The organism is Micromonospora sp. NPDC003944, from assembly GCF_053605225.1.
Map to the genome: position 1 here is coordinate 45,646 of NZ_JBSGIV010000001.1, position 18,930 is coordinate 64,575.

Sequence of the window (18,930 nt, forward strand, 5' to 3'; positions counted from 1 at the left end):
ATGGCCATCACCAGCAGCTTCATGCGGTACGGCACGGTGCCGTCGGCGATCATCAGCGACGGGGTGCTGCCGATACCCATCTGGGCGGTCACCGCCATCTCGCTGGCCGAGACCTACCACCTGCCGCCGATCGGCTCCACCGCGCACAAGGCCATCGTGGCCACCCACGACGACACCATCACCCTGACCGGGGTGCTCGTCGGCGCGGAACGCTACGCGTGGAAGTTCGCCCTGGAGACGATGGCCGAGGCGAGCAAACGCGGCACCGCCCTGGCCGCGTACTCCGGGGGGAAGTTCGGCGGGCTGATCCTGGTCACCTCGATGACCATCCGCACCGACATGCAGGTGCAGTCGCTGACCTTCAACGCCTCGGCCGCCCGCCGCGACGTCCTGGACACCACCATCACCCTCGTCCACGTGCCCCGTCCCAGCCTGCTCGGCAAGCTGCTCGACGTGGCAAGCATCGGAGTCGGCGCCCTCGCCGACGGGTTGGGAAACTGATGCCACCGTTCCCGATCGACCGCTACCTGCTGCCGGAGACACCCCTCGAGGTGCCCGACGGGTTCACCGAGGTACGGCAGAACCTCACCGCCGGCCTCCCGCACCGCGTGGAGCTGGGCGACGGCGTACACGCGGTGCTGATCCTGCCCACCGGCCTGGCCCGGCAGTGGTTGGCCACCGACCCGCTCGCCGTGGTCAGCACCTCCGCCGACGACGTGACACCCCGGCCCGCCCCGCCGGCCGCACCCCCGCCGCCGGCGTTGGTCGGCCGGGTGCCACTGCGCCTCGTCGTCCGCCACGGCACCCGGATCCTCGGCTCGGTGCCCCTCGCCGCCGGTCTGCGCCGGGTCTGCCCCGACGCCGGCTCACCGGCCGCCACCTCCGGGCCGCCGATCGCCGTGGAGGTGCTGGTGCTGACCTGGCTGCTGCACGCCGGGACGGTCCGCGGCTCCGGTGACTACGGCTCGTCCATCGCGCTGGCCTGGCGCCGCGCCGACCGCGCGGTGGACCAGTTCGGACCGCCGCCGATCAACGAGTTCGTCTGGCGTCGCCGCCCACCCGCGCAGCGCGTCGAGTCCGAGCTGGGCCCCGCCCGGCTGCGCTACCGCTACCTGCTCGACAAGAAGCTGCGGAGGGTGCTCCGATGACGCTCACACCGTTCCAGACCGGCCAGGTCCGCCAGGGCGCGGTCGGCAACGACGCCGGTTGGACCCTGACCTTCCACCGGGAGACACCGACCGGGCTCAGCCCCGACACCGCACTCACCCTGTCCAGCGCCGACTACTACGCGGCAATCGACGCCGCGCTGCCCGACGGGCTCGGCCCCGGCGCGTACACCATCACGGTGCAGGGGCTGATCGACGAGCACTTCGCCGCGCTGCGTACCGCCGAGGGGCAACCGCCGCTGGTGGCGAAACTGCACCTGTACTGGCGCGACGCGAACACCTCCGTCGGCGCGTTCTTCACCAACCTGGTCGGCGTCAACGCCGGACCCACCCCGGCCGAGCTGACCCAGGCACTCGTCGCCGTGCTGCGGGTGACGAAGGTGCGCCGGCTCACCGGTGAGCGCACCTACGACACCGAGCTGACCCTCGTCGAGCAGGCGTACGCCCGCCTCGGTCAACGGGTCGCCGAACGGTTCGAGGCGGCCACCTTCAGCGCCGCGATCCGGGCCGTCGCCGAACGGACCAGGGTGGACATCACCACCTGGGGCGCCAACCCGGACGGCACGATGACCAGGGGCGCCACCGAGGCGGCCGGCGACGAGCGGGTGGCCTTCGGCGCCGGCCTGCTCTACCGCGCCGCGGTGGAGCGCATCGGCGGCGCGGTGCAGCAGTCGCTCAACGCGTACGGGCGGGGAATGCTGCTGATCCGCGACGGCACCGTGCACGTCGGCAAGCGGCCCATCCCGTACCCGGAGGGGGAGCCGAAGCCGCTCACCCTCGCCACCGGCCTGCTGGCCTGCACCGAGAACGGCAGCCAGGACACCGACCCGTACGCGGCCACCGAAGCCGGTGGCGCCGCCGCGCCGCGCCGTCGGGCGTGGACGTTGACCCTCAAGGGACGCCCCGACCTGAAACCCGGCGATGTGGTGCTCTTCGACCCGCCGGCGGTGGACGAGGCCACCACGCTCGGCAGCGTCGGCGCGGCGCTGCTCGGCTCGTTCGCGGCGCCGTTCGCTCCGTCGACCGGGGAGTTGGGCGCGGGCGCCAAGCTGCTCTACCTCAGCGCCGCCCGGCACACCCTGTCGCGTACCGCCGGTTTCGTCACCGTGGTGCAGGGCGTCGAGGTCGCCTCGGGCGCCCAGGCGTGGGACAGCTGGAGCGATGCCTCCGGTGTGGGCGCCGCCGAGCCGGCCGGCCCGGCGTCGTCGCCCGGGGTGGCCGCCGCGGAGGCGGTGCGTCGGGCCGCCCGCGCCGCCCGGGGTGAGACGCGGGGCCTGGAGGTCGGCGAGGTACGCGCGGCGGCCACGAACGCCGGCGGCGCTGTCGAACCACCGGCGCAGACCGAGACGGTGTGGGAGGGGTTGGCCCGCCCGGACGGCCGTCCCAACGGTGGCCGCCGCCTGCCGGTACGCCGGGAGCAGCCCGTGCCGTTGCCCGGGGTGACCTACCTGACCCCGTTCGCCTGGGGCGGTTGCGGGCTCATCCTGCCCCGCTACCCGGGAACCCGGGTGGCGCTGGCCTATCGCAACGGCGCACCTGACGACCCGGTGGAGGTGGGCGCGCTCTGGCCGACCGGGCACGCCCCGGTGTCCCAGCCGGGGGACTGGTGGCTGTCGCTGCCGGTGGGGGTGGCCACCAGCAGCCGCTCGTCGATCGGCGACACGGTGGTGCCCGCCGACCACGACGGCAAGGTGGCGCACGACCTCACCGACGGCGACGGCAACCGGGTCATCGAGCTGGGGGAGTTGACCGTGCGGGTGGGTCGGGCCCAACTGAAGGGTCGCGGTCAGCGCCCGGCCCGCGCGCAGGAGGCGGACAGCATCACCATCGAGCACGCCGCCGGTGGGTCGTCGATCGTGATGAAGCAGGACGGTTCGATCACCATCACCGCCACCCAGATCGACCTGGACGCGGGCAACGGCGCGGTGAACATCAGCGGCGGCACCGTCAACATCGCCGCCGCCGACGTCGACGTCCAGGTCGACAACGCGATGAACGTCCACTGAGGGGAACGACATGGCCTTCGTGCTCACCACGTCGAGCGACGTGCACTGCCCCAGCCAGGGGACCGTCACCCCGGCCGGGCAGTCGAAGCTGATCGTGGCCGGCGACGAGGTGACCCGCCTCGACGGCATCACCGGCAAGTCGGTGTCCGGGTGCACGATCACCGACAGCAACTCCACCATGCAGTGCAAGAAGGTGATGTCGGCGACCGGCGCTGCCCAGAAGCTCGTCGTCAGCGGGGCCGGAGTCGCGCTGAGCACCCTCACGGGCGCCACCAACGGCAGCACCTCCGGCCTGGCGGCGAACGCCAAGCAGACCAAGCTGAAGGCGGTCTGACATGGACCGGACCGAACGGGAACGGCAGGCCGCCCAGCGCCGTTACCTCGGCTGGGGCCTCGCCTTCGAACCCACGATGCCGGGCGTGGACCTGGCCCGCGACGTCGTCTTCGACGATGGTCCGAACGGCCGGGTGCTCGCCCTCGTCGCGGGGACCGAGAACGTCGCCCAGAGTCTCGCGGTGGCGCTGACCACCCTGCGCGGGTCGAACGTCTTCGACGCCACCTTCGGCTTCGACGGCCTCAACGCCCTCGCCGAGCAGATCGAGCCGAACCTGATCCGCGAACAGGTCCGCATCGGCATCATCACCCTGCTCGACCGCGACCCGCGCGTCCGCAAGATCGTCGACGTCAACCTCGACGACGGCCGCCTCGGCGCGGGCCGTGCCGACGACGCAGCGGCAGCGGCGCTGCGGTCCTCCCGCACCCTCCAGGTGCAGGTCCAGTTCGAAACCATCACCGACGACCGGCTCTCGGTGCATCTCGGGGAGCTGCCACATGTCTGATCCGACAGTCCCGGCCGAGCTGGCCGACGTCCTGGCCGTCGACGCCGCCGCGCTGCGCGCCACCGGCTCGACCGGCTTCGGCATCGTCGAGACCGGCTTCGTGCCGAAGTCCTTCGCCCGACTGCTCGCCGAGAAGCTGGCCACCGCCCGGTTGCTCTTCGGCGACGACATCGACCTGACCAGCGGTGCCGTGCTGCGCAAGGTCCTCGAACTGGCCGCACTCGAGGACGCCCGGCTGTGGGCGGCGCTCGGGGCGGTCTACGACAACTCGTACGTCGTGTCGGCGACCGCCGACGCGCTGACCCGCCTCGGCGAGGAACTCGGCATCCCCCGGCCCTACCTGCAGGCCCGGGGCACGGTGAAGCTGAAACTGAAGGCGGCGCTGCCCACCGGCCGCACCCAGCTCACGCTTCCCCGGGGCGCCCGGCTCTCCACACCGGGCGGGCACCACGTGGCCCTGGACGAGACGGTGGTGCTCTCCGCCGCCGTCGGCGAACGGGTGCCGGCCGTCGCCGCCTTCTACCCCGGCCCCGCGCACAACCTCGACCCCGCCCAGGCCAGTCAGAAGATCGACAGGTGGAACCGCGCCGACACCCTGCTGGCCGACCTTGACGACGCCGAGCAGGCCGCCGGGAAGGAGCTGGTGGAGATCACCCACACCGTCGCGCTGACCGGGGGCGAACAGCAGGTCTCCGACGCCCGCTACCGGCAACTGCTGCTGGCCGCGCCCCGCTCGATCTGGACGGCCGAGGCGATCGGCCTGGCCGTGACGACAGTGCCCGGCGTACGACAGGTGCAGGTCTTCGACGGTCGCGGCGGGCTGGACCTGAACCAGTCCATCTTCGGCAACTTCACCTTCATCGAGCGGGTCTTCAGCACCGAACGGGACCTGGGCAACCCGTACTACGTCACCGTTCTGGTGGCGCCGACCGCCGCGGCGATCTGGGACGGCCCGGACGGGTTGCACGCCGCCGTCGAGTCGGTCATCGAAGACCTGCGCCCGGTGGGCATCTTCGCCTCCGTGGACCGCGCCGACGAGGTGGGCATCGGCGTCGAGGCCGATCTGGTGATCCGGGGCCTGCCGCTGCCCACCGGCTCGAAGGAGACGGTGAACGCCTCCACCGCCGCAAGCGAGCTGCGGGCCCGGCTGCACGCCCGGCTGCGCCGCTACGTCGACGAACTGCCCTTCGGTGAGCCGGTCCGCGCCGCCGAGGTGATCTGGACGTTGATGAACGAGCCCGGCGTCGCGGACGTCCGCGACCTGCGGCTGGTCCGCTTCCCGGCCGACTCGGCGGTGGTGGTGACCGGCAGCGCGCCCACCGGCGACGGGGTGCAGCGGCTGCCGGTCGGCGACAACGCGGTGCTCGCCGCGAACCAGGTGCCCGTCTACGTGGACCGGGACGACCCCCGGCCGTTCCGGATCGTCTGAGCGGGGGCGCGATGACCGACATCCGCGTGCCGGTGGACGGTGCCGACCCGTCCGTCGAACGGAACCTCGTCGACCAGTTGGAGGGCCCGTACCCGGGTACCGTCCGGCGGGTGGTGGTGCCCGTCGCCGCCAGCGGTGCGGCAGCGGTGGACTGGACCAGCCGCCACCCGCTGCTCACCGTGGTGCTGCGCCGGGACCTCGCCGAGGAGACCGTCCGCGTGACGGTCACCGTCGACCCCGGCGGGACCGGCGAGCGGGTGCTGCCACCAGTCGTCTTCGCGCCCTGGTCGGCGGCCGGCGCGTCGGTTCCCGCGTACGTGCCGGACACCGCCGACGAGCCGCTTGTCGCGTCGTTCCCGGTCGCCGTGACGGCCGAGCGCTCCGTCGACGGCGGCACTGCCACGGCCGTCACCGGCTCGGCGCTCACCGGCCTGGTCGAGCTGGCCGTGCTGGAGGGCAACCTCGGCCGGCTGCTCTACCTGGTGTCGTACGAGAAGCACCGGCTGCGCCGCGCGGCCCGGGAGGTGCACGCGTACCGGACCCTCGCGCACGCCCGGCGCGACGCGCTGGACCGGATCGGCGCGGACGTCGGGGTGGCCCGCTTCGTCGACGAGCTGGTGCACGAACCGACAAGGGGCGAGGTGTACGCGCGGCGGCTGCCCCCGCCGGCCCGTGAGCCGGACGCCGCGTACGCCCACCGGCTCGGGCTCTACCGACGGTTCCTGCTGCCCACCCCGGGTGCGGTACGCCACCTGCTCAACGGCCCCGGTGCGGACACCGACCCGAACACCGGTCTCTTCGCCGACCTGCCCGGCGGCGCCCGGTTCACCGTGCGCGAGGACGACGACCGGTTCGCCGTGGCGATCCGACTTGTCGCCGTCGGCGATCCGCAGCACCGCACGAACTTCCTCGCCCAGCTGCGCCGCGACCGCCTCGTGCTGCCCGCCAACACCCCACCGAACAACACCGTGCACGCCGGTCGGGCGTTGCCGGCCAGCCGGTTGGCCCAGGTCACCGCGCTGCGGGCCAGCCTGCGCCAGTCGTACACCTTCGACAGCGCCCACGGCGTGGCGCCGCCGCTGGCCGCCGCCCTGGACCGCGCCGGGCGGGTCTGCCGGGCGCTCGGCTCGACGATCGTGTGGCAGGTGACCCGGGCCCAGGACGACGCCGGTGGCAGCCGCTACGAGTTGGGTCTCGGCGTGGACGTGAGCTGGCCGACCCCCGCGCAAGCCACCGACCTGCGCAACCGGGTGCTCGACACCGGACGCGCGATCACCGCCGACCGGACCGCCGAGGCACTCATCGCCGCCGCCCGCGCCGCCGGTGTACCCACCGTCTCGGCCGACGGCGAGGTGGCGTGGCTGTGGCGGGTGTGCGGACTGCCGACCACCCACCGGATCAGCACCACCCGGATGTACCTGTCGCACCTGCCCACCCGAGGGTTGGCGGTGACCGCCCCGCTGAGCGCGGCGGTCGGTGCGGACATGGCGGTCGAGGCGCAGTTCCACGCGCCCGGCGACCCGGGTGGCAACGCGTTGCTGCTGGCGGGGCTGGCCGCCGCCAGGGCGGCCTGGACCAGCGCCGGTGAGACCGCGTGGAACCCGTTGACCGACGCGGTGGCGCGCACCCGGTGGGCGGCCGTGCCGACCCGGCCGGCGGGGCAGCCGGTCGACCAGGTCCTGGCCGCCGCCGGCCTGCCGGCGGTACGGGACCCGGCGCCGGTGGTGGCCGCGCTGAACCGGCTCCCCGACGAGCTGGTGGAGACGATCGAACTGCCGGCGGCGTTGGCCTCCGCGTTGATCGCCGGCCAGCCGGCCGCCGGTGACCGGCTGGCCCGCCTGGTCGGGCTCCTGCGCGACCAGCACCTCGCCGCCGCGCTGCCACTCGTCGAGACGGGCAACCGGGTACTGCTGGTGTGCAGCGTGATCGGCCTGCCGCAGGCCGGGCTGAACCTGGCCGAGCGGCGGGCCACCGGGTTCCGCTGGTACACCGTCGGGCTCGGCGGCGGCACCGCGGAGATCAAGGCGGTCGGCGCGCGGACCACGCTGCGGCCCACCCACGCCGGGCTGGTCGCCGTGGTGGCGCTCTCCTACGTGCGCACCGGCCGGACCGACCCGTACGAGTTCCGGGTGGAGCTGCCGGACGGGGTGACCTTGACCCTGGCGCAGTACGAGCGGCTGATGAACGCCCTGACGAGGGTCTGCCCGCTCGGGGTGGAGATCAACACGTTCGGCATCCGGCGCGACCACGTCGACCTCGACGACGACGGCACGGCCGAGCCGCTGCGCCCGGCGGTGGCGCGCACCTTCCGCACCTTCCAGCAGCGCCGGCACCGCGGCGTGTACGACCAGCTCTGAGAGGGACACCACCATGGCGAGCGAGATCAACTACGACGGGGTGACCGTCACCGAGCTGTACGAGGCGTTCACCAAGCACGGCATTCCGGCCTCGGACGCCAGCGTGCTGGTCTCGTCCTGGATCTACGAGAACGTGGGCACCGCGAAGCGGGTGTTCAGCTACGCCGAGTCGTTCCCCGCGGTGGAGCCGGGCTGCGCGCCGCCACCGTTCGCGCGTACCTTCGCGCACACCGACTGGGTCGACGGCGAGGATGTGGTCCAGGCCGGGCAGACCCCCGGCGAGCAGGGTTTCAACGAGCGGTTCCACCGGATCGAGCACGACCTGGACCACCTCGGCACCGACCTGGCCAAGGCGTTCTCCTGCATGGCGGCGATGCGGGTCAGCCTGCGCCGGCTGCTCGACGAGATCCGCGCGGAGATCAACCGGCTGCACTCCACGGTGCACGAGAACAAGATCGTGCCCGGCCCGTACACCTTCGAGCAGATCCCCAACTACATCGGCGCGCTCGACTTCGGTAAGTACATGGGCACCACGATGTTCATGGACAAGAAGGTCAGCATCTGGCAGACCAAGGCCGGCACCATCGTGCTGCCCGCCGTGGAGACCCTCGGCGTGGACGTGGTCGTCGGCCCGAAGGTCCGCGGCGCCGCCCAGCTCGCTCGCCACGCGGCCGAGCACGGCGACGTCCGGGAGCGTTTCCCCCGCGAGGTGAAGCTCGTGGAGTTCATCCGGTTCTTCGGCGAGGACGAGTTGGCCGACGGCCGGACGGTCCGCGACGTGCTCAAGGTGCTGCCGGCCGACACCAGCTACCCGAGCCTGGACGCGATGTTCGGCGAGGTGAGCGAGCGTGAGGCAGCGATCGTCCGGACCACCGTCGGCGCCCCGTCGGCGGTCTCGGCGGCGCTCGGCATCGAGGCCGAGCTGGAGAACATCGCCGACGCCGACATCGCCATGCTCGCCGGGGTGCCGACCAAGGCTCGCGCGGCGCTGACCCGCGCCGGGATCAGCACCCTCGGCAAGCTGGCCGACGCGAAGCCTGAGCAGGTGCTCGGCATCATGAAGGAGGCCGGGGTACGCGCCGATGTCGGCGACGCCGCCGAGTGGACCGGGTACGCCCAGACGCTGAGCAAGCTGCGCTGAACGGCCGGACCCGAATCCGGCGAACGGATGATCTCCACCGTTCGCCGGGTCGGTGAAACGACACTGCGCTGGCGCGGCGACCGTCCACACCCGAGCGTGGAACTGCCACGGGGCGATCGGGTGCGAGAGGCGCAATCATGGCTGTGCACGAGGTAACGCAGGACCGTCGCACCCGGGCAACCGAGACCGACGCGGGGCAGCCCGCCCGGTACGAGTTGCGCCTGCTCGGCGGATTCGGGCTGGAACGCGACGGGCGGGCGGTGGCCGTGCCGCAGGGTGCCCGCCGGCTGCTGGCCTTCCTCGGCGTACGCCAGCGGTGTGGTCGGTCCGAGGCCGCCGGCACGCTCTGGCCCGGCTCCCACGAGGAGCGGGCCCGGGCCAACCTGCGCACGATGCTCTGGCGACTGCACCGGGTCACCCCCGAACCCCTGGTGGAGGAGGACGACCGGCTGGCCCTGGCCGCCGGGGTGACAAGCGACGTGGCCACCCTGGGCGTGGCGGCCACCGCGCTGCTGTCCGGTGGCGCGTCGATCGCCGTCGGCCCCGGCGTGCCGGTGTTGGCGACCGGCGAGCTGCTGCCCGGTTGGTACGACGACTGGGTGCTTGCCGAGCGGGAACGGCTGCGCCAGACCCGGCTGTACGCGCTGGAGACGCTCGCCGAGTGGCTCACCACGCAGCGCCGGTTCGGCGAGGCGGTGCAGGTGGCGTTGACGGCTGTGCAGTTGGAGCCGCTGCGGGAGAGCGCCACCCGCACGTTGATCGCCGTGCACCTGGCGGAGCGCAACATCAACGAGGCGGTACGACGGTTCGAGCTGTTCCGCGCCGACCTGGGTCGAGAGTTGGGGGTGGCCCCGACGCCCTGGTTGGAGCGCCTGGTGCAGGCCGGCAAGGCCGGCGCGACCGTCCCGTACCAGTGATCGGGCGCGGGTGTGGGTGTGGGGCGGCGAGCGTCAGGTGGGGGCGGGCTGGTCCAGGATGGCGCTGAACCGCTCCTCGGCGAGGTCGAGCTGGCCGAAGATGTGCCGCTTCACGGCCGGTGACAACGGGGTGTCCGGGCGGCCGATCAGGTCCCGGAAGAGCGGCACCAGCGGCCGGTACTTCCGGGCCGACGAGACCACCTTCGGCCCGACCGTGTGGATCACGCCCACACCGTTGTCGGTGAAGTCCGACACCTTGATCACCCGAGCCCAGGGCTCCCGGTCCAGGCTGACCGCCAGGTGCTGCCGGTACTGCTCGTTGCGGTCCCGCTCGGGGTCGTACAGCGGATTGGTGACCGCCGCGACCAGGGTGGCGACGCGCGGCCCGAACCGGGCGGCCAGCACGGCGAGCGCCGCTTCGGTGGCATCGCCGTCGGCGTCACCGGCCAGCTCGGCCGGGTGATCCTCGACCGCGTCGTGCAGCAGACCGGCGACGATCACGTCCACGTCCCGCACCTGGTAGTGGTGCATCAACCGGATCGCCACCCGCAACAGGTGGTTCAGGTACGGCTCGCGGACGCGCCGGTCGTCGCGGTGCAGGTCGGCGGCGAGGTCGAGCGCGGCGGTCAACCGCGCTCGGGCGGTCTCGTCGAACTGCTGGACCTCCAGCCGGAAGCGTTCCAGCAGGCCCGGTTCGCCGTGGATCTCGGTGATCGCGTGCATCGGCATGCTGCCCAGGTGTGGCGGGAAGTCCATGCGTCACTTATAGCCGATCTTCTCCACATCGATGAGCCTGTACGTCGCCGACCCGACCGCGAGTTCTGCCGGACCGAGCCGTCAGAGCGGCAGCCGGTCGGCGCCGACGAGCGGGTCCACCAGGATGGGCACCAGCGGTGCCGGCAGCACCGGGTCGCGGCGCAGGGTGGGAGTCCAGCCCGCGTCGGCGGCCAGGTCGGGGTCGTGCGTCGCGTTGTACGCCGCCAGCAGGTCGACAGGTCGGGCCGCGCCGCCGCCCCGGCGCGCCCAGGAGCCGCGCTCGGTCAACGCGGTGCCGCCCCAGTCGTAGAGCAGGTCCGCCGGGTCGACCGCCGCGTCCAGGGTGAAGAAGTTGTCCTGCGCGTAGATCGCCGACTGGACACCCACACCGAGCGCGTACTGGAAGTCGTCCCCACCGAGCCGGTAGTGGTTGTTGTAGACGTCGACCTGCCCGAAACGCACCCTCGGCAACCGTTGCAGGACACCGTCGAACAGGTTGTGGTGCAGGGTGACCCTCAGCCGCCCCACGTCCGGACCGACGGTGTTGGACGAGCCGATCAGCAGCAGCTTGTCCCGACCGGTGAAGCGGTTCCAGGAGGCGGTGACCAGGCTGGCGGTGTGTGTGACGTCAAGCGACCCGTCATGCACCTGGTACGGCCGACCGAAGTAGACCGGCTGGGCGCTGTCCGGGTTGTCGCCGTCGGTGAAGGTGTTGTGGTCGACCCAGACGTTCTCGCTGCGGCGGACCGAGATCTGGTCGTACTGGCTGTTCCAGTTGCCGGCCTCGCCGTCGGTCGGCGACCAGGCGGGGAAGCAGTCCCTCGCGTCGACGAGGGTCAGATTGCGGACGATGACGTTCGGCGCCCGATCGATCATGAGGGTGAGGCCGGTCAGCCGGGCACCGCGCAGCCCGACGATGGTGGTGTTCGGGCCGACGTTGATCTGGGTTTGCCGGGTCTGGTTGGCCACCGAGCGCACCCGAGCCTCCTCCAGCGGCCCGCTCGGTGGCACCCGTCCCCACACCGCCGGGTCGTACGCGGCCAGGTACGCGTCCAACCGGTACCCCGGGTCGGCCAGGTCGGCGCAGCTCAACGCGGTGCCGTCCGGGCCGTCGAAGCCGTCGATGACACCGTCGACGTAGATGAGCTTCGGCGTGGCGTCGGCGGCGTTGCCGGCGTTGTCTCCGCCGAGCGCCGCGACCAACTCCGCCCGGTCGTGCACCACCCGGGTCCGCTCGGGCGTGGCCGCCGAGCCGCCGGTGGTGCCGGGGCCGTCGGCCGCCCAGCCGTCCCGCTCGGGCAGGGCCTGCCGGCCGAGGTGACGGGCCAACCAGGAGAGCCGTTCGGCGGACGGGACACCCGGGTGTGCGGCGGCTGCCGGGGCGGCGCCGAGGAGGAGGGCGACCACTGTGACGCCGCCGAGGATTCTGCGCATCGGCTCTCTCCGTTCGCTGTGGTGGTGGGTCGGTTGGTCTGTCATCCCGCCAGCTCGGCGCGGTACGCGGCGGACGCCCACGGCACCGCCAGCTCGCTCGGCAGCGCCGCCCGGTCGGCCGCCCGGCGCAGCACGTCGACGACGCCCCGTAGGTGGCGGACCCGCTCGCCACCCTGGCCGACGGTGGTCACCAGATCGCCGTCGAGCAGCCGGGGCTCCGGCGCGGGTCGCAGCGCGTCAAGCAGCGCGGTGAACGGGGCGGTACGGGCCAGCGGCGCGATCAGCGGCACACCCACCGGGTCGACCCGGTGGGCGAGCAGGTTCTCCAGCAGCCCCAGCCGCCCCGGCACCCGCCGGGTCACCACGTCCCCGGGCAGGCGCAACCTGTCGGTCGGGTACTCCAGGACCGCCTGCCCCGCCGTGCCGGTCACCACCACCTCGCCCGCCACGAACTCCTCGGCGGCAAGGGTCACCGCCACCAGCACCGGCGGGCCGGCGCGGAACCGGACCCGCAGCACGGCGGTGTCCTCCACCTCGATCGGCCGGACCCGGTAGCGTTCCACCTCGATCGCGACCGGCCAGGGCGTCGCCCCGGCGAGGGCCTCGGCGATCGCCAGGCACTGCATCACGGCGTGCGCGAGCGGGTTGACGAGTGCGCCGTCGAGCACCGGCCGGCCGTCCAGACTCCGTCGACCGGCCCAGGGGGAGCGGGCGTAGTAGGCGTCCGGCCGCTGCCAGGCGGCGATCGTGGAGATGCCGGTGACCGTGCCCAGCCGGCCGGCGGCAAGCGCGTCGGTGAGCGCGGTGAGGGCCGCCGAGCCGAGCGCCTGGAAACCGACCTGGGCCACCCGGCCGGCGGCGGTGAGAGCCCAGGTCAGCTCCTCGTGCTCGGCAAGCGACAACACCGGTGGCTTCTCCAGGAGCAGGTCGGCGCCGGTGGCCAGGGCGTCGCGGGCGATCGCCAGGTGGGTGTGCGGCGGCGTGCAGATCACCACCACGTCCGGCCGGGTGGCGGAGAGCATCGCCCGGTGGTCGGTGAAGACCGCCACCCCGGGTGGCACCGGGGCGGCCTGGTCGTCCTCCACCGGCCGTACGTCGACAAGGGCGACCAGGCGCAACTGACCGGTGGCGTGCAGGGGCGCGATCACCCGCCGGTGCCACCGGCCGTGCCCGTTCGCCCCGATCACCGCCACCCGGGGCGGCGGGGTGGCCCCACTCACCGCCGACCGGCCCGTGTCGACCCGGTCACCGGGCACCGGCCAGGGTGGCCTCGACGCCGTGTCGTTCCAACGCGGTCAGCCAGGCGATCACGTCGGCGCGGACCTCGTCGTCCTCGGCCACCTCCACCGGGATGACCTCCCGCAGCGCGAAGACCGCGTCGACCGCACCCGCCGGGCTCTGCGCCCCGTTGTCGAGCGCGGCCCGGATCGGCCCGGCCAGTGGGTCCTGGAACGGCAACGGGCGGCCGTCGTCGGCGTACCCCAGCGCGAAGCGCAACCAGGACGCCACGACAAGCGCGCCCCAGCGCGCGGACCGCCCGGCCGCGCGCAGGTCGGCGATGGTGTGCAGGACGCGCTGCGGCAGCTTCTGCGAGCCGTCGATCGCCACCTGGAGGGTGCGGTGGCGCATCGCCGGGTTACCGAACCGGGCGAGGGCCTGCTCGCCGTAGTCGACCACCTGGACCCCGTTCGGCGGGGTGAAGCTCGCCGCCACGTCCTCGGCGATCAGCCGGCGCAGCACGTCGCGCAGGTGGGGGATCTCCAGCGCGTCGGCGATCGTCTCCCGACCCGCCAGGGCTCCGAGGTAGGCGACGGCCGAGTGCACGCCGTTGAGGGTGCGCAGCTTCAGCCGCTCCCACGGGCCGGCGTCGTCGGTGAGCACCGCCCCGGCATGCTCCCAGCCCGGCCGTCCACCGGGGAAGTCGTCCTCGATCACCCACTGCGCGTACGGCTCGGCGGCCACCGCGGCCAGGTCGGTCACGCCGAGCGCCCGGCGGGCCGCCTCGATCGTCTCCGGCGTGCTCGCCGGAACGATCCGGTCCACCATGGTGCCCGGGCAGGTGACGTTGCCGGTCACCCAGTCGACGAGCCCGGCCGGCACGCCACCGGCCCGGTCGACCGCCTGGTCGAGCATGCCGCGCAGTCGCCGGCCGTTGGCCGGCAGGTTGTCGCAGCTCACCAGGGCCACCGGCCCGGCGTCCGCGGCGGCCCGGGCGGCCAGCCCGCGCAGCAGCAGCCCCGGCACGGTGCTCGGCGGGCCCCCACCGGCCAGGTCCGCGGCGAGGGCCGCGTCCGGGCAGAGCTGACCGGTCACCGGGTCGAGCTGGTACGCCTTCTCGGTGACGGTCAGGGTCACCACCCGCACCGCCGGGTCGGCGAGCAGCGCCACCACGGCGTCCGGGTCACTGGGGGCGTGCCGTACGCCGCTGAGGGCGCCCACCACCCGGGTGGTGCTGCCGGCGGCGGAGAGGGTGCTGACGCTGAACAGGTTGTCCTGCGCGGCGAGCGCCTCGACCAGGGCGGTGCTGCGCGGCGCGACGGCCACGATGCCCCAGTCGCCGCCGGCCGCGCCGACCGCCGCCTCGGTGAAGACGGCCTGGTGCGCCCGGTGGAAGGCCCCCAACCCCAGGTGTACGACGCCGGTCGGCACGGTGCCCGGCCGGATCAGCGGTCGGGCCTCGGCGGGTAGCCGGCGCAGTATGCCCAGGCCGAGCCGGGAGGCGCCGACGGTCACCGCCATGCCGGACCGTCCGGGAAGCGGAACTCGGCGATCGACGCCGGCTTCATGGTCGCGCTGTAGCCGGGGCGCTCGGGCAGCAGGTAGCGGCCGTCGCGGGTACGCACCGGGTCGACGAAGTGTTCGTGCAGGTGGTCGACGTACTCGATCATCCGACCGTCCAGGCTCGTGCCCACCCGCAGGTAGTCGAAGATCGCCAGGTGCTGGACGTACTCGCAGAGGCCCACGCCGCCGGCGTGCGGGCAGACCGGCACGCCGAACTTCGCCGCCAGCAGCAGCTCGGCCAGGACCTCGTCGACACCGCCGACCCGGCACGCGTCGACCTGCATCACGCCGATCGCCTCGGCCTGCAACAGCTGCTTGAAGATGACCCGGTTGGCGGCCACCTCACCGGTGGCGACCCGGCACCGGCCGCCGGTGAGCTGGGTCACCGCGCGGGCGATCCGGGCGTGCCCGAGGATGTCGTCGGCGTGGGTGGGCTCCTCGATCCAGTACGGGTCCACCTCGGCCAGCGCCGTCATCGCGGTGATCGCCTCGTCGACGTCCCAGACCTGGTTGGCGTCCATCATCAGCAGCGCGTCCGGGCCGATCTCCTCCCGGATGATCCGGGCCCGCCGCAGGTCGTCGGCGAGCGGGCCGCCGACCTTCATCTTCATCGCCCGCCAGCCGTCGGCGTACGCCTGCCGGGTCAACGCCCGCACCTTGTCGTCGGGGTAGCCGAGCCACCCGACCGAGGTGGTGTACGAAGCGAAGCCGTCCCGTTCGAGGGTGGTCAACCGGTCGGCCAGCCCGTCACGCCCCTTGTCCAGGATGGCCGCCGCCTCGTCCGGGGTGAGGGCGTCGCGGATGTGCCGGAAGTCGACGCTTGCCACCAGCTCCTCGGTGGGCAGTTCGGCGAGGAATCGCCACATCGGCTTGCCGGCCAGGGTGGCCCGCAGGTCCCACACCGCGTTGACGAGCGCGCCGGTCGCCATGTGGATGACGCCCTTCTCCGGGCCCAGCCAGCGCAACTGCACGTCCGCGCTGAGCGAGCGCCAGAACGCGACAGGCTCGGCAGCGATCTCCTCGATGGTCCGTCCCCGCACGTGGTGGGCCAGGGCACGGACCGCCGCGCAGGTGATCTCGTTGCCCCGGCCGTTGGTGAAGGTGAACCCGGCGCCGACCGGACCGGCGTCGGTGCCCAGCTCCACGTAGGTCGCCGAGTAGTCACCCCGGTTGATCGCGTCGGAGCCGTCGCCCCGGGCTGCGGTCGGGAACCGCACGTCGTGCACCTCGACGGAGGTGATGGTCACCGTCACCGTTACTCGCCTTTCCCGAAGTGGAAGACCCGTTTGGGCAGCCGGTACGCCAGGTCGACGATCGTCTCGGCGGCCTCGTCCAGCGGCAGCCGGTGTTCGGCGACGAGCCGGGCCAGGAAGCCGGCGTCCACCCGGCGGGCCACGTCGTGGCGGACCGGGATGGAGCAGAACGCCCGGGTGTCGTCGACGAACCCGGCGGTGTTGTAGAAGCCGGCGCTCTCGGTGACCGCCTCCCGGAACCGGCGCAGCACCTCAGGGGAGTCCAGGAACCACCAGGGCGCGCCGAGGAGCAGCGCGGCGTACCCACCCGCGAGGGGCGCCAGCTCCCGGGTGAAGGTGTCCTCGTCGAGGGTGTAGAGCACCACGGTCAGTCGCGGGTCGTTGCCGTAGCGCTCCAACAGCGGGGCGAGAGCGTGCACGTACTCGGTGGCCTGCGGGATGTCGCCGCCCACGTCGCGGCCGTGTCGGGCGTGCAACCAGCGGTTGTGGTTGCGCACCGCGCCGGGGTGCAGCTGCATGACCAGGCCGTCGTCGAGCGACATCCGGGCGAACTCCACGAGCATGTGCGCCCGGAACGCCTCCGCGTCGGCGGCGTCGGCCTCGCCGCGTCGGCCCCGGTCGTAGAGCCGCTCGGCCTCGGCCGGGGTCAGGTGGAGGGTGCGGGCGGTGGGGTGGCCGTGGTCGGAGGAGGTCGCGCCGGCGGCGACGAACGCGGCGCGGCGGGCCCGCAGCGCGGCCAGGTAGCCGGCGTACGTGGTGGTGTCCTCGCCGGCCCGGTCGCCGAGCCGGTCCAGGTTCGACGACCAACCCTCGTACTCCATGTCCACCACGTCGTCCGGGCGGAACGTGGTGACCACCCGGCCGCCCGGCCCGCCCCAGCCGTCGGCGGCGAGCTTGGCGTGCTGCCCGAGGTCGTCAAGCGGCGACTCGGTGGTGGCCAGGACCTCGATGCCGAACCGCTCGAACAGCGCCCGGGGCCGGAACTCCGGCTCGGCGAGCCGGGCGGCGATCTCGTCGTACACGGCGTCGGCGGTGCTCGGGCCGAACGGGGTGTGCACCCCGAACACGGTGCGGAAGGTCTGCTCCAGCCAGAGTCGCGACGGGGTGCCCCGGAACAGGTGCCAGTGCGCGGCGAAGCGTCGCCAGACCACCCGCCCGTCGGTCTCCACCGGGCTGCCGTCGCGGGTGGGCACCCCCAGGTCCGCCGGGGGTACGCCCTGGCTGAGCAGCATCCGGGTCAGGTAGTGGTCGGGCACGATGAGCAGCTGCGCCGGGTCCGGGAAGGGGCGGTCCTCGGCGAGCAGGGCCGGGTCGACGTGCCCGTGTGGCGAGATGATCGGTTGCTCCGCCGCCAGGGCGTACAGCTCCCGGGCCAGCGCGCGCTGGCCCGGTTCGGGCGGCAGGAGCAGGTCGGTGTGGTCGAACGTGGGCACGGGGTGCGGCTCCTCGTCTCCTGTGTCAGCGGGGGGTGAGCAGGTCGGCGACGCGGACGGGTTTGCCGGTCTCGAAGGACCGGTTGGCGGCCAGGCCGGTGAGCAGGGCCAACGCGCCGTCGTCGGCGGTCGCGGCGCGGCCCAACGGGTCGGGTCGACCCCCCAGGAGAACGCCGGTCATCCGGGCGTCCGCACCGCCGTGCCCGTGCCGACTGCGACCCTCCACCGGGATCTGCCGGGGTGGGGCCCAGAACGGGCGCAGGGTCAGCGTCGCGCCACCGCCCTCGGCCGGCGCGTCGGTGCCGTGCAGGGCGGCCCCCTTGACCGCGCCGGCGGTGCCCCGGTCGACGAAGTCGTTCTCGGCCACGTCCAGCTCCAGTCGGCCCCGGCTGCCGTTGACCATCACCCGGTAGCCCTCCCAGGGCGCGTACGCGGTGAGGTGGTAGGTCATGGTGGCGCCGGTGGAGTAGCGGGCCAGCACCGCCATGTCGTCCTCGATGCTCACACCGGGGGCGAAGACGTTGCGGTCGCGCTGGTAGCCGTCCTCGGCCTCGGCGTCGAGGTACAGCTCGCGCAGCCGGGGGTGGGCGTCGAGGCGCAGCGCGAACGGGTCGTCGGCGGCGGCGGGGGAGCCGTGCGCCCGGTCGTAGTCGCGCGCGTAGCCGTGCCGGCGACCGTCCTCGCCGTAGAAGAAGAGCCGGCCGGCCGCGTACACCTCGACGGGGGTGGCGGCCAGCCACCAGTTGACCAGGTCGAAGTGGTGGCTGGCCTTGTGCACCATCAGCCCACCGGAGGTGGCCTTGTCGCGGTGCCAACGGCGGAAGTAGTCGGCGCCGTGCCGGACGTCGAGCAGCCACTCGAAGTGCACCGAGCCGATCTCGCCGACCGCGCCCTCGGCGAGCAGCCGGCGAACCTGTTCGTGCAGCGGGTTGTAGCGGTAGTTGAAGGCGACAGTGACCCGGCCTCCGGTCTCGGTCACCGCGTCCAGGATCCGCCGGCAGCGGGGAGCGTCCACTGTCATCGGTTTCTCGGTGACGACGTCCCGGCCGGCGCGCAGCGCGGCCACCACGTACTCGTCGTGGGTGACGTCCACGCTGGTGACCAGGACGACGTCGACGCGTTCCTTCTCCAGCATGGCCGCGAAGTCCGCGGCCGGGTACGTGGGCACCGGGCGGTGACCCAGCTCGCCCAGCCAGCGGTTGTGTGCGTCCATCCGGGCCTGGTTGGTGTCGGCGAAGGCGACCAGCTCGGTGGTGTCGGCGTGGTCGAGCACCAGCGCCCGGACGAACATCTCGGCCCGCGCGCCGGTGCCCACGACGGCGTAACGGGCCCGTCCGGCGGCTCTCGGTGACATGGGGTCGCCTCTCCTGGGGCTGCAAAGGTTTGCAATGAAGTAATCACGATCGATCCGATCGCGT

The 18,930-nt window shown here is 73.2% G+C and carries 16 protein-coding genes; 9 read left to right on the forward strand and 7 right to left on the reverse strand.

Annotation, left to right across the window (positions count from 1 at the left end):
- The 9 genes from ACWER9_RS00180 to ACWER9_RS00220 all read left to right on the forward strand — a co-directional run bounded on the left by ACWER9_RS00180 (position 1) and on the right by ACWER9_RS00220 (position 9,855).
- Complete coding sequence (locus tag ACWER9_RS00180; RefSeq protein WP_452299685.1) at positions 1 to 501, forward strand: hypothetical protein; 501 nt, start codon at positions 1 to 3, stop codon at positions 499 to 501.
- The gene (locus tag ACWER9_RS00185; RefSeq protein WP_452299686.1) at positions 501 to 1,148 is read left to right on the forward strand and encodes a hypothetical protein; all 648 of its coding nucleotides are present in this window, start codon (positions 501 to 503) and stop codon (positions 1,146 to 1,148) included. Before ACWER9_RS00180 ends, ACWER9_RS00185 begins: the two co-directional genes overlap by 1 nt.
- On the forward strand, positions 1,145 to 3,172 hold the full coding sequence (locus ACWER9_RS00190) for a hypothetical protein (protein WP_452299687.1): 2,028 nt from the start codon (positions 1,145 to 1,147) through the stop codon (positions 3,170 to 3,172). The genes ACWER9_RS00185 and ACWER9_RS00190 overlap by 4 nt, the downstream gene beginning before the upstream one ends.
- Positions 3,173 to 3,182: 10 nt before the next feature.
- Positions 3,183 to 3,506 (forward strand): hypothetical protein, encoded by a 324-nt coding sequence (locus ACWER9_RS00195; protein ID WP_145781284.1) that lies wholly within the window; start codon positions 3,183 to 3,185, stop codon positions 3,504 to 3,506.
- A 1-nt stretch (position 3,507) separates the two neighbouring features.
- A complete protein-coding gene (locus tag ACWER9_RS00200; protein WP_452299688.1) occupies positions 3,508 to 4,011 on the forward strand; it encodes a hypothetical protein in 504 nt (167 codons plus the stop codon).
- Complete coding sequence (locus ACWER9_RS00205) at positions 4,004 to 5,440, forward strand: baseplate J/gp47 family protein (RefSeq protein ID WP_452299689.1); 1,437 nt, start codon at positions 4,004 to 4,006, stop codon at positions 5,438 to 5,440. The genes ACWER9_RS00200 and ACWER9_RS00205 overlap by 8 nt, the downstream gene beginning before the upstream one ends.
- A gap of 11 nt (positions 5,441 to 5,451) precedes the next feature.
- The gene (locus ACWER9_RS00210) at positions 5,452 to 7,797 is read left to right on the forward strand and encodes a hypothetical protein (RefSeq protein ID WP_452299690.1); all 2,346 of its coding nucleotides are present in this window, start codon (positions 5,452 to 5,454) and stop codon (positions 7,795 to 7,797) included.
- A gap of 13 nt (positions 7,798 to 7,810) precedes the next feature.
- Positions 7,811 to 8,938, forward strand: a complete 1,128-nt coding sequence (locus tag ACWER9_RS00215; protein ID WP_452299691.1) for a hypothetical protein — start codon at positions 7,811 to 7,813, stop codon at positions 8,936 to 8,938.
- A gap of 137 nt (positions 8,939 to 9,075) precedes the next feature.
- Entirely contained in the window at positions 9,076 to 9,855 is a 780-nt protein-coding gene (locus tag ACWER9_RS00220) for an AfsR/SARP family transcriptional regulator (protein ID WP_452299692.1), read from the forward strand.
- Between the two features lie 33 nt (positions 9,856 to 9,888).
- Here ACWER9_RS00220 and ACWER9_RS00225 read toward each other — a convergent pair whose 3' ends face one another.
- The 7 genes from ACWER9_RS00225 to ACWER9_RS00255 all read right to left on the reverse strand — a co-directional run bounded on the left by ACWER9_RS00225 (position 9,889) and on the right by ACWER9_RS00255 (position 18,866).
- Positions 9,889 to 10,611, reverse strand: coding sequence for an HD domain-containing protein (locus tag ACWER9_RS00225; RefSeq protein ID WP_452299693.1), 723 nt, complete (start codon positions 10,609 to 10,611; stop codon positions 9,889 to 9,891).
- Positions 10,612 to 10,692: 81 nt separating this feature from the next.
- Positions 10,693 to 12,045 carry a pectate lyase family protein gene (locus ACWER9_RS00230; RefSeq protein ID WP_452299694.1) on the reverse strand — a complete coding sequence of 451 codons (1,353 nt, stop codon included), beginning with the start codon at positions 12,043 to 12,045 and terminating at the stop codon, positions 10,693 to 10,695.
- Between the two features lie 41 nt (positions 12,046 to 12,086).
- Positions 12,087 to 13,301, reverse strand: a complete 1,215-nt coding sequence (locus ACWER9_RS00235) for a Gfo/Idh/MocA family protein (protein ID WP_452299695.1) — start codon at positions 13,299 to 13,301, stop codon at positions 12,087 to 12,089.
- Positions 13,291 to 14,784 (reverse strand): mannitol dehydrogenase family protein, encoded by a 1,494-nt coding sequence (locus ACWER9_RS00240; protein WP_452299696.1) that lies wholly within the window; start codon positions 14,782 to 14,784, stop codon positions 13,291 to 13,293. Before ACWER9_RS00240 ends, ACWER9_RS00235 begins: the two co-directional genes overlap by 11 nt.
- The gene (locus ACWER9_RS00245; RefSeq protein ID WP_452299697.1) at positions 14,775 to 16,079 is read right to left on the reverse strand and encodes an enolase C-terminal domain-like protein; all 1,305 of its coding nucleotides are present in this window, start codon (positions 16,077 to 16,079) and stop codon (positions 14,775 to 14,777) included. Before ACWER9_RS00245 ends, ACWER9_RS00240 begins: the two co-directional genes overlap by 10 nt.
- Before the next feature lie 2 nt (positions 16,080 to 16,081).
- Positions 16,082 to 17,512: a glucuronate isomerase gene (gene uxaC / locus ACWER9_RS00250; protein ID WP_452299698.1), complete on the reverse strand. Its 1,431-nt coding sequence runs from the start codon at positions 17,510 to 17,512 to the stop codon at positions 16,082 to 16,084.
- 25 nt (positions 17,513 to 17,537) lie between these two features.
- Positions 17,538 to 18,866, reverse strand: a complete 1,329-nt coding sequence (locus ACWER9_RS00255) for a Gfo/Idh/MocA family protein (protein WP_452299699.1) — start codon at positions 18,864 to 18,866, stop codon at positions 17,538 to 17,540.
- Positions 18,867 to 18,930 lie beyond the last annotated feature (64 nt).

What these genes read in the sequence shown, in the direction of transcription:
- ACWER9_RS00180 (WP_452299685.1), top strand. Translation starts at nt 1, where the DNA reads ATGGCCATCACCAGCAGCTTCATGCGGTACGGCACGGTGCCGTCGGCG.
- ACWER9_RS00185 (WP_452299686.1), top strand. Translation starts at nt 501, where the DNA reads ATGCCACCGTTCCCGATCGACCGCTACCTGCTGCCGGAGACACCCCTC.
- ACWER9_RS00190 (WP_452299687.1), top strand. Translation starts at nt 1,145, where the DNA reads ATGACGCTCACACCGTTCCAGACCGGCCAGGTCCGCCAGGGCGCGGTC.
- ACWER9_RS00195 (WP_145781284.1), top strand. Translation starts at nt 3,183, where the DNA reads ATGGCCTTCGTGCTCACCACGTCGAGCGACGTGCACTGCCCCAGCCAG.
- ACWER9_RS00200 (WP_452299688.1), top strand. Translation starts at nt 3,508, where the DNA reads ATGGACCGGACCGAACGGGAACGGCAGGCCGCCCAGCGCCGTTACCTC.
- ACWER9_RS00205 (WP_452299689.1), top strand. Translation starts at nt 4,004, where the DNA reads ATGTCTGATCCGACAGTCCCGGCCGAGCTGGCCGACGTCCTGGCCGTC.
- ACWER9_RS00210 (WP_452299690.1), top strand. Translation starts at nt 5,452, where the DNA reads ATGACCGACATCCGCGTGCCGGTGGACGGTGCCGACCCGTCCGTCGAA.
- ACWER9_RS00215 (WP_452299691.1), top strand. Translation starts at nt 7,811, where the DNA reads ATGGCGAGCGAGATCAACTACGACGGGGTGACCGTCACCGAGCTGTAC.
- ACWER9_RS00220 (WP_452299692.1), top strand. Translation starts at nt 9,076, where the DNA reads ATGGCTGTGCACGAGGTAACGCAGGACCGTCGCACCCGGGCAACCGAG.
- ACWER9_RS00225 (WP_452299693.1), bottom strand. Translation starts at nt 10,611, where the DNA reads ATGGACTTCCCGCCACACCTGGGCAGCATGCCGATGCACGCGATCACC.
- ACWER9_RS00230 (WP_452299694.1), bottom strand. Translation starts at nt 12,045, where the DNA reads ATGCGCAGAATCCTCGGCGGCGTCACAGTGGTCGCCCTCCTCCTCGGC.
- ACWER9_RS00240 (WP_452299696.1), bottom strand. Translation starts at nt 14,784, where the DNA reads ATGGCGGTGACCGTCGGCGCCTCCCGGCTCGGCCTGGGCATACTGCGC.
- ACWER9_RS00255 (WP_452299699.1), bottom strand. Translation starts at nt 18,866, where the DNA reads ATGTCACCGAGAGCCGCCGGACGGGCCCGTTACGCCGTCGTGGGCACC.